Source organism: Carboxydothermus ferrireducens DSM 11255 (assembly GCF_000427565.1).
Lineage (GTDB): Bacteria > Bacillota > Z-2901 > Carboxydothermales > Carboxydothermaceae > Carboxydothermus > Carboxydothermus hydrogenoformans.
On record NZ_ATYG01000045.1, the window covers coordinates 1 to 9,540 of the forward strand.

Below are 9,540 nucleotides of genomic sequence, written 5' to 3' on the forward strand. Positions count from 1 at the left end.
AAAAAAAGTATTTTTATGACTATCTTTGATGAAAAAGAAGTAAATTCTATTATCTCTACCCCCGACTTTAAAGCCTCCAATCTAAATTAACTCTGTAAAGAGAAAAGGAGAATAAAGATGATACCTTTAAGAGATGTAAACCCGAGCCGAAAATTTCCGGTGATGACAATTTTAATAATCCTGGCCAATGTGCTTGTATTTATTTTTCAAATTTCACTTCCCCGGGAGACGAGCGAGCTTTTTTTGCATACCTTTGGTTTTACTCCCCTGCGCCTGACCGAAGGATTAAGACAAGGTTTATTATCAGAGGTAGTCTGGAGTGGAGTAACCATTTTTACCAGTATGTTTTTACATGGAAGCTTTATGCATCTTATTAGCAATATGTGGGCTCTCTGGCTTTTTGGGGATAATGTGGAAGAACGCATGGGGCACTTAAAATTTTTATTGTTTTATTTTTTAAGCGGGATTGTAGCAATGACAGCGCATTACGTATTTAATTTTACTTCGGACATTGTTGCAGTTGGGGCTTCGGGAGCAATTGCCGGAGTGATGGGGGCTTACTTTGTCCTTTTTCCCTTTGCTAAAATTGTGACTTTGTTTTTTTTAATTTTTATCCCAATTTTTATTGACGTTCCGGCTTTCATTTATATTGGCTTATGGTATATCTCGCAGCTATCCAATGGCATCTTAACTTTATTTGGCCCAGTTTTTGGCTTTGGGATAGCGTGGTGGGCCCATATCGGAGGTTTTTTATTTGGGATGTTAGTGGGTCCAAAGTATAAACGGCGAAAAAGGACTATTTATTTCGACGACTATTTTATTGTTTAGGAAATTATTCTTTGATTCTTACTGTGGAACTGCAGCGAATTTTGAGGAAGTGCTTATAAAGTATTTGGCGGAAATACGTCAATGTGCGTTGTTATGGGAAAGTCTTCGGTAAGGGGGCATCAGCTCCGTAAATCTTGCTCGAAGACTTTTCCTTTTTCTCCTTCTTCAAATTTTTTCTCCGTTTATTTGCCAGGATAAAAATTCCGGCCGTGTAAAATTTAAGTAGGTGGGAGGAGGAAAAAAGGAGGAAGAAGAAGAAAAAAAGACCTCACCAGAGGAAGAAAAGAAGAAAAAGTTGAAGGAGAGTGAGGTCTCTTATGAAAGATATTTATTTAATAAATATTCGCCAAATAGTAGGAGCAATCCTTCTTTTTGTGAGCGAAATGGAAAAAATAATTACGAAGAGCAAAGATTTTTATGAAATCGAGAAAGGAATTCATGAACTAAGTCAGGAGATATGTAACCGGATGTTAAGTTGGGCATTGGAGGAGATAGATAAGCGAGTAATGGAGAAACGGGAACGGGGTAGCTGGGAAGTAGTAGGATTTCGGACAAAGAGAGTAATAAGCAGCTTTGGGGAATTTTAAGACTTTAGTTTCGATGCTTACGGAGAGTACAGCTATGATCCTAAAGAAAATAGTGTAGAAGGCGAGTTTGTGGAAGAGTACATCCCCGAGACGGCAAATTACAAGAGCTTTGATGAATTCCGCGACCTGGCGGTAAAAGAAATTGTAAACATGTTTTTGGGTTACAAGGAAGATAACGGAGATAAATTTAAAGATATTACCTTCCATATAAAAATCAAAATGTTTTTTTATAACGTAATGATGGTAGATTTGTATGAAGCATGTGGGAGAATCAATCACCTTGTCGTAAAAGTAGTTAACTAAAAACAATAAAAGCCTCCGCTGGTGTTAGCGGGGGCTTAAATTTTACCAAGGATGTCAGTTAATTCGGTTAACGGCCTAAAAAAAGCCTGCAGTTTAATTGGAACTCGACTTGATTTTAAATGGTTGTTCAACATTTGTTTTAGGTAGGACCATAGTAGGTTATAAATTAGTGGGGTAAAAATTACAAATTTTCAATAATTTATATTGACAATGTGGTAAATTCAGGTTACTATAATAGTAACCTATTTTAGTTTTAGTTTGTAATAGGTAGTCTCAAATTATTTGAGTTATAAAAATTTTTGTTTTTGTTTGCAGGGAAAAGTAGGTAGAACCAAAGCTGGGAGGTAAGAAAAATGCAGATTGGCGACAAAAAAAGTTTAAAGATAACGGGAACCGCAAAAAAAGAACAAAATATTCTTCTGGATGAAATTAATTATTCATTAACAAAATTCATTTACGAAACTCTTGCAAGCAATTCGCCGGAGTTTTCGCGGGAACTTCATGAAGTTGGTTTTAAAAAAGGCAAAAAAAGTTTTAAAGGAGTATGTTTTTCCCGCCCGTATTTTTCTGATTTTACCTTAAAAGAAAACGGCATTATTTCAGTTGGTAAGTTTGTAACAATTGAAGTAAGATCACTTGTTGAAGGATTTTTGGATAATTTTATTCTTGGTTTGTATAAAAGTGGAAAAATAAAAATCGGTGAAGCGGAATTTAGTTTTGAAGAAGTAAAAATTTTACCGGAACCGCGATTTAAAACCGAAGAAATGTTTTATCTTGATACCCCGTTAGTTTTAAGTGTTAAGGATCATTCAACCGGAAAGGCAAAATACCTGCGCTATCTTGATGATCGGGAGAAATTCAAAGAAGCATTAAAACGAAATTTAAAGGAAAAGTACAGTGCTTTTTATGGGAATGAAATTGATTTAACTGATTTTGATTTTAGTTTTGATGAAAGTTATATGGCTACTGCCGCAAAACATTCAAAACTTATTACCTACTGTGACCAGCGAATTTACGGAGAATTGGCTCCATTTACAATTAAAGCCCCGATTGAAGTTATGGAAATGATCTATTACTCGGGAATCGGAGAAAAAAATATGATGGGCTTTGGCTTTATTAGTAAAAAATTGAAAATAAAAGGAGGGAGGGTGTAAGTGTCTATTGATTACAGTGGTGTTTATTTGGTAGATGTCGGTATAGCTTATTTTAAATCATGGCTTAAAGCGCAAAACGGTGGAACAATTGCAACTATTACAGGAAATGATGTAAAAAAATTTGCCAATCAAATAAGAACCCATTATATAAACAATCCTGATGATTGGAAAGCTTTGCAAAAAGAATTGCTGTTTATTATTACGAGAAACCCGATTCGTTATAAGTCTGCGGAAAACTTATTCAAAATCAAAAACGGAGACTCGACAATTGATTTAAGCGAAGAGTATGCCAAATTGCTTGACGGAAATGCAAGTGAAGGAAGCAATGGCACCAAATGTAGTTTATGCGGGCAACATGAGGGAGTATATCCGCTGGATCGAACATTTATGCCGTATTTCGTCAGCGGTACAAACTGGAATGCGAAGTTTTTCCATAAAAAAGAGTTTCTCGGGTGTACAAGATGTACATTTTTCTTAACAGTAATGCCGTTCGGATTATTTAAAACCGCTATTGATAAAAACAATAGGACAACAGGCTATACTGCTTTTCACACTGATGATGCGGAAATTTATGAAAGCATTATGGATATTGTCTACACTGAAAACAATAATTTAATAAAGTTTAAAAATGAAAACGAATTGTATAAGGTTGTTTATGAAGCATTATCAAAATGCTCTCAAAACAGCCAGAGCAACCGGCACAGAACGAGTGTTGATATCTACATTTTTAACAATGATAACCGCGATGTAGGAAATGATTTAAAGATTATAGAACTGCCGGACAGAAATATCGGTTTTATATTAGAGGTGGCAAGAGACATAAAATTCAAAAACGACATTTCAAAAATTAACACGCTGGAATACGGATACTTTCCGGCATATCGGATATTTTTAAGCGATATAAATTTTCTGCTTGGCAAGAAAACTCTTAAAACTTTCGGAGTATGGCTTTTTGAAAACTTTTCGTTAGATTTTATTAGACTTTATTTCAAGGAGGTACTGGGTATGCCAGAAAATATTATTGACTATGGTTTTAAGTTGGCTGAAAGGTTGGCGGAATTCTACAAAAAATCAAATGCCAATTACAAAAAGATTAAATACCTGGAAAACGCTAACAGCCGTTATGAATTTGCCAGAGAGGTAGTGGATATTTACAGAAAAACCGTTACAGAAGGCTGGAAACTGACAAAAAACCTTGAACCCGGTGAAGCGGAAAAAATGCTTGCGGAATTAAAAAAGCCTTTTGACAGCACGAAGGAATTTTTTGATGTAATTATGAACGAGTCATACGATTGGCGGATGTTAAAGTTGATTGTTATAGCAAGAATATATGAGTTGCTGGCGAATGAAAAGTTTGTTTCTGATATTGATGATTTAGATGATGAAATTGATAATGATTTGGAATATGAAATTGCCGATGACAGCGTATTCTAAATAAATGCTTAAATATAAAGGAGGAATATTTTATGAATTTTGCGCAGGGAATCTTTATGTTTAATGTAGACGCCGGAGCTTTAAATAACCTGAAAAATGACAAAAAGGGAGATGGAACCACTATTACCAGAACAAAGAAAATTGTGACATATGATGCAAACGGACACCGCAAAACCTATGTTTTAGTGTCTGCACAGTCTTACAATCACTTTAATCAGGCAACGCATATGGATAAATTTAAAGCAAGATACTCTATAAAAATAAAAGAAGGCAAAAAAGTTAATTATGAGGTTGATCCTGTAAAATATGTTAATCAAGACTTAAGAGGCTATATGGAAACCGACCAAGGTTTATCAAGGATAGCACCATTTAAGTTTTCGCACCTGATATCGGTAAACGGTGTTGAAATTTTAGAATCATTCAACACGGCCAGCACCGAAGGCGATAATATGATTTACCAGTACGAAGTCTACAAAACCCATTTTAAAGGGAAATTTAATATTGATTTGGACGCTGTCGGCAGATTTGAAGCCCGCAACAAAAGCGGTTACCAAAATATCAACGATGATTTAATTGAAAAATATGAAAAAGAAGAAGAGTATAAAGGAATTATCCATAAGATTGATAAAGAAAATAAGGTGGTTGTTTTAACTGCCGAAGAAAGGGCAAAACGGGTAAGCGAATATTTAAAATCTCTGAACTATATTCAGGGCGGTGCTAAACTGACAAATAACTTTGAAAATATTGCACCGCAGTTCATTATTCTTGTTATTGTCGAGAGCGGTAATAATATTCTGGCTAATGTAATACATGAAGCCGGTGAATATGGCCGCGGATTTAAGGTTAATTTTGAGGCACTGAAAAAAATGCTTTTAGCCTATAAGGATGATTTAAAGTCAAAAGTTTATATCGGAAGAAACGAAGGATATCTTGACAGTTTGCAAACAGAAATTGACAGATTTATTAAGGAAATGAGCGCGGAAGGAATAGAAGTTGTAAATGACATTGTAAAAAATGTAATTGACCAATTTGCAGAAGAAATAGATGCCTTTTACCGCAACGCTGATAGTAATTAACAGCTTTTCAGGATATGTACGGGTATGTCCGTACATATCCTGAATTATTAAAAAGGGAGTGAAAAAATGAAGGTTGAAAAAGCCGTAAAAGTCAAAATTACCGGTTGGACAGCAACCTTTACAAATATATTTTTTAAGACGGGAAGAATTCTGGCATACGAAATGCCGCCTCTTTCTTCATTAATAGGACTGCTTTCGGCAGCCAAAGGGAAAGTTATAAAAGATGTTGATTTTAAAATCGGCTATGAATTTACTTATAAAGCAAAAGCATGGGATGCGGAAACTTACTATAAAGCAACGAAGAGAAAAGATGCTAAAGGCGAATCATCTGTATGGTTTAAGAACTTTTTATATGATGTGGAATTAAATTTGTATTTAACCGATTTAAGTTTTACCGACTATTTCAAAAAACCCCGCTACACCATATTGCTGGGGCAAAGCCACGATCTTGCCACGGTAGAAGAGATTACGGAAGTTGATCTTATAAAAACCGGGAAGGGAACCATAAACAATACGGCAGTTCCCGTTAGTACGGAAGGGGTTTCGGGAGTGCCGATTATTATGCCGGTGAAAATAGATTTGGACACAAGAGAGATTTTAAACCAAAAACCGTTTATTATTATTAAACAACCTGTGAGCATTGAAAATGATAATATTTATACGGTAAAAGGAGAAAACAAGGATGTTTATCTTTATTTCCCAGAGTTCATCAACGCTTGTTAATTATTCTTGTTTAAATGATGTTCTTGCAAAAGATGACGGAGAAACGCTTATTGAGCATACGGAAAAGGTTGTTAAAGTTCTGATGGAACTGAAAACTCTTTTTAAAAATGCGGGAATTTACTTTGATGATGATCTTCTTTTTGAAAAAGTATATATTGCGGGACTGCTTCACGATTTAGGGAAAATAATGCCCGGGTTTCAAATTGCGGTTCAAAATAAATCGCACTGGGACTTCAGGCACGAAATTGCTTCACTTTTCTTGATTGATGATATATACATTAACGGTAAAAAACTTGACGATGATGAAATCATTGATATTTATACAATTATAGTAACACACCACAAATCTTTAAAAGATTTAAAAGAAAACTGGATTGGAGATATCGAAAAATCGTTTATTGAAGTAACAAAAGGAAAAATCAATGAAGGGATAGTTGAGCTTGCTAAATTACTTGAAATAGATCTTTTGCCTGCAAGAAGGGCATATCGTGATATATTTTTAGAGTATGTGGATTATGTCAAAACAACTTATAACAGCCTGACAGGTAATACTTTAGATTTGGATATTATAAAAAATTACAGCGAGAGCCGGTTTTTTCAAAGATTTTGCGGAATATATGATATGGTGCAGGATTCGAAAAGAAAGCACAAATTAATTTTTATGATAGGGCTGATGAAATCTGCCGATCATCTTGCGTCTGCCGGACAAACAGAAATAATCAAAATAAACAGCAATTTTAAGATATTTGAAAAAGGAATAAGATTATATTCTACCCAGGAAAAGGCTTCAAAAATAAAGGGTGATGTTTTGCTAATTGGACCGACAGGTTCAGGTAAAACTGAAGCGGCATTATCCTGGGCGAAAAATAATATGAAAGGCAGCGGTAATGACCGAATATTTTATCTGCTACCCAATATAGCAAGTATAAACAAAATGGTGGAGAGATTACAAAATATTTTCGGTAAAGACAAGGTCGTGCCGGTTCACAGTAAGACTGCATTTAAGATATGCAAAGACTTTATTGAAGAAAAAACTTTTGAAGAGTTATCGGAAGAAGAAAAGCACAAAATAAATAAAAATGTTTGCCAGCAAAAAAGTTTGATAAGGAAAATTCATTTTCCGGTGAAAGTAGCCACTATTTATCAGTTGCTGAAAAATGCTTATTATATAGGCGATTATGAAATCAATTTTGCCGAATTATACAATGCAAGAGTTATAGTTGACGAAATTCACGCTTACGATAAAGAAGCTGTGTGTAAATTAATTATTTTTTTGAAGTTTTTAAAAGAGAACTTTAACACCAAAATTATGATAATGTCGGCAACCATACCGACAAATTTACAGAAGTTTATAATTAAAAAATTGGGTATTGAAAATGTATTAAAAATGGAAGATGAGGAACTTGCATCTTTTAACAGGCATATTGTTTTCAGGTTGCCCGGGACACTGATGGAGTATGTTGATGAAATAGCATTCAAAGTAAGAAGCGGGAAAAAAATTCTGGTGGTTGCCAATACCGTTGAAACAGCTCAAAATCTGTACAAGATTTTAAAGGACAAACTATCTGGCAGTTGCATTAAAGAAGAAGATATTAAACTTTTACACAGTCATTTTATTTTGAAAGACAGGGATAAAATAGAAGAAAAGGTTGGAGATTATAAATTGCTTGTGGCTACACAGGTAGTAGAAGTTTCTTTAAATATCAGTTATGATGAGTTATATACCGAACCAGCACCGCTGGATGCTTTGCTGCAAAGGTTTGGACGCATAAACCGCTTTAGAGAAAAGAAGGAGCCTGCACCCGTGTTTATTGTTGAAAAAGATGTTAATGAAAAAGGTTATCCTTATAGGGATAGAGAAGTAGTGGAAAAAACCTTAAAATTATTTAAAGAATCACCGGTTAAACTTGAAGAAAAAGCAATTCAAAAAATGCTTGATGAAGTATACAGCAGTTATGATTATGAAGTGTTTTTAGATCCGAGGATATATAACTATTTAAATGAATTGCTTACCGAAAAATATGATAATAAAGACTTAAGAAAACAGTTTTATGAAGAGTTTGACGGTATAACGGTATATCCTTTTGTTTTCAAGGATAAAGTGGTAGAATTAATAGACAGCAAGGATTTTTATGAGTTGGAACTTTATAAAATTTCGTTGAAGCTGGGAACTGTACAGGGATTAATGAAAAAAGGATTAATAGAACAGGAAAAAATAAATGGTATTCCGATAAATTTTGTAAAGTGCTATTATGACAGTGAAATTGGTCTGGACAAAAACAGACCACTGGAAATCAAAAAAGTAATAGAAAAAGATTTTATGTAGCACATATACATTGTGAATCGTCTCACAACAGGGATTTTTACACTATCGGAGGTCGACGACGATTTTGAGGTTTTCGTATCCTGAAAGCCTTATTTTTTAAGGCTTTCAGGATGGGTTTAGGTAGAACCATTGTGGGTTATAAACTGCTAAATGGCAGTTCTTACCCTTCTACCGTTAATAATTGTTTAGGTAGAACCATTGTGGGTTATAAACGGGGAATTTAGGGGAAGGTAAAACTTTTGGTATGACGTTTAGGTAGAACCATTGTGGGTTATAAACACGAAATTGAAAAATACTGGGGAGTTACAACAGGAGCTAGTTTAGGTAGAACCATTGTGGGTTATAAACTATATTTGGATGCTTGGTATAACAGAAGTTATTTTGGTTTAGGTAGAACCATTGTGGGTTATAAACGTGTTCGCAAGCTGAATAATCGAACCAGCCGGGCAGTTTAGGTAGAACCATTGTGGGTTATAAACAAAAAATCGGCTAACTTAAAAAGCATTTCGCCGCTTAGTTTAGGTAGAACCATTGTGGGTTATAAACATATTATTTTTTATATTATTTTGGATTGGATTCGGAGTTTAGGTAGAACCATTGTGGGTTATAAACATTAAAGGGGGTGAATAAATGAAAGAAATGTTTGTGGGTTTAGGTAGAACCATTGTGGGTTATAAACAAACTTTCGGCAATTTCTTTTGTTCTATCGTTGCAGTTTAGGTAGAACCATTGTGGGTTATAAACGAAGAAATATTAGATACCGATACAATCAATTTAATAAGTTTAGGTAGAACCATTGTGGGTTATAAACATATATTCTTTAGTTACTGGATGATAATTATAAACTGTTTAGGTAGAACCATTGTGGGTTATAAACACTGGAAGATATTATTTATCTCCAACATCAGCAATGTTTAGGTAGAACCATTGTGGGTTATAAACTACTACCGGGAACCACACAAGCGGAGTTTGGGCCTCAGTTTAGGTAGAACCATTGTGGGTTATAAACTCTTCTTTTGCTTTCTGGGATAATAGAAGATATGGTAAAGTTTAGGTAGAACCATTGTGGGTTATAAACTGCGAGAATTATGGCGTCACTAACGTAGGCG

The 9,540-nt window shown here is 34.6% G+C and carries 8 protein-coding genes and 1 CRISPR repeat array; all 8 genes read left to right on the forward strand.

Annotated features, from left to right (window positions below):
- The first annotated feature begins 117 nt into the window (after positions 1-117).
- The 8 genes from CARFE_RS0111940 (at position 118) to CARFE_RS0111975 (ending at position 8,431) form a co-directional block, all read left to right on the forward strand.
- Positions 118-828, forward strand: coding sequence for a rhomboid family intramembrane serine protease (locus CARFE_RS0111940; RefSeq protein WP_028052909.1), 711 nt, complete (start codon positions 118-120; stop codon positions 826-828).
- 317 nt (positions 829-1,145) lie between these two features.
- Positions 1,146-1,415, forward strand: a complete 270-nt coding sequence (locus CARFE_RS15120) for a UPF0236 family transposase-like protein (protein WP_034542118.1) — start codon at positions 1,146-1,148, stop codon at positions 1,413-1,415.
- A 69-nt stretch (positions 1,416-1,484) separates the two neighbouring features.
- On the forward strand, positions 1,485-1,718 hold the full coding sequence (locus CARFE_RS0111950) for a hypothetical protein (RefSeq protein ID WP_028052910.1): 234 nt from the start codon (positions 1,485-1,487) through the stop codon (positions 1,716-1,718).
- Positions 1,719-2,071: 353 nt separating this feature from the next.
- Entirely contained in the window at positions 2,072-2,872 is an 801-nt protein-coding gene (cas6, locus tag CARFE_RS0111955; protein WP_028052911.1) for a CRISPR-associated endoribonuclease Cas6, read from the forward strand.
- Entirely contained in the window at positions 2,873-4,306 is a 1,434-nt protein-coding gene (locus tag CARFE_RS0111960; protein ID WP_028052912.1) for a hypothetical protein, read from the forward strand. It begins immediately after the preceding gene.
- Between the two features lie 32 nt (positions 4,307-4,338).
- Positions 4,339-5,382 (forward strand): type I-B CRISPR-associated protein Cas7/Cst2/DevR, encoded by a 1,044-nt coding sequence (gene cas7i, locus CARFE_RS0111965; RefSeq protein WP_028052913.1) that lies wholly within the window; start codon positions 4,339-4,341, stop codon positions 5,380-5,382.
- 66 nt (positions 5,383-5,448) lie between these two features.
- Complete coding sequence (gene cas5b / locus CARFE_RS15765; RefSeq protein WP_051250310.1) at positions 5,449-6,105, forward strand: type I-B CRISPR-associated protein Cas5b; 657 nt, start codon at positions 5,449-5,451, stop codon at positions 6,103-6,105.
- The gene (locus CARFE_RS0111975) at positions 6,065-8,431 is read left to right on the forward strand and encodes a CRISPR-associated helicase/endonuclease Cas3 (protein WP_028052914.1); all 2,367 of its coding nucleotides are present in this window, start codon (positions 6,065-6,067) and stop codon (positions 8,429-8,431) included. The genes cas5b and CARFE_RS0111975 overlap by 41 nt, the downstream gene beginning before the upstream one ends.
- 114 nt (positions 8,432-8,545) lie before the next feature.
- A CRISPR array of direct repeats spans positions 8,546-9,509; the repeat unit is 30 nt; unit sequence GTTTAGGTAGAACCATTGTGGGTTATAAAC.
- Positions 9,510-9,540: the final 31 nt, after the last annotated feature.

Excerpts from the sequence above, each read along its gene's own strand:
- CARFE_RS0111940 (WP_028052909.1), top strand. The coding sequence starts at position 118 with ATGATACCTTTAAGAGATGTAAACCCGAGCCGAAAATTTCCGGTGATG.
- CARFE_RS15120 (WP_034542118.1), top strand. The coding sequence starts at position 1,146 with ATGAAAGATATTTATTTAATAAATATTCGCCAAATAGTAGGAGCAATC.
- cas6 (WP_028052911.1), top strand. The coding sequence starts at position 2,072 with ATGCAGATTGGCGACAAAAAAAGTTTAAAGATAACGGGAACCGCAAAA.
- cas7i (WP_028052913.1), top strand. The coding sequence starts at position 4,339 with ATGAATTTTGCGCAGGGAATCTTTATGTTTAATGTAGACGCCGGAGCT.
- cas5b (WP_051250310.1), top strand. The coding sequence starts at position 5,449 with ATGAAGGTTGAAAAAGCCGTAAAAGTCAAAATTACCGGTTGGACAGCA.
- CARFE_RS0111975 (WP_028052914.1), top strand. The coding sequence starts at position 6,065 with ATGTTTATCTTTATTTCCCAGAGTTCATCAACGCTTGTTAATTATTCT.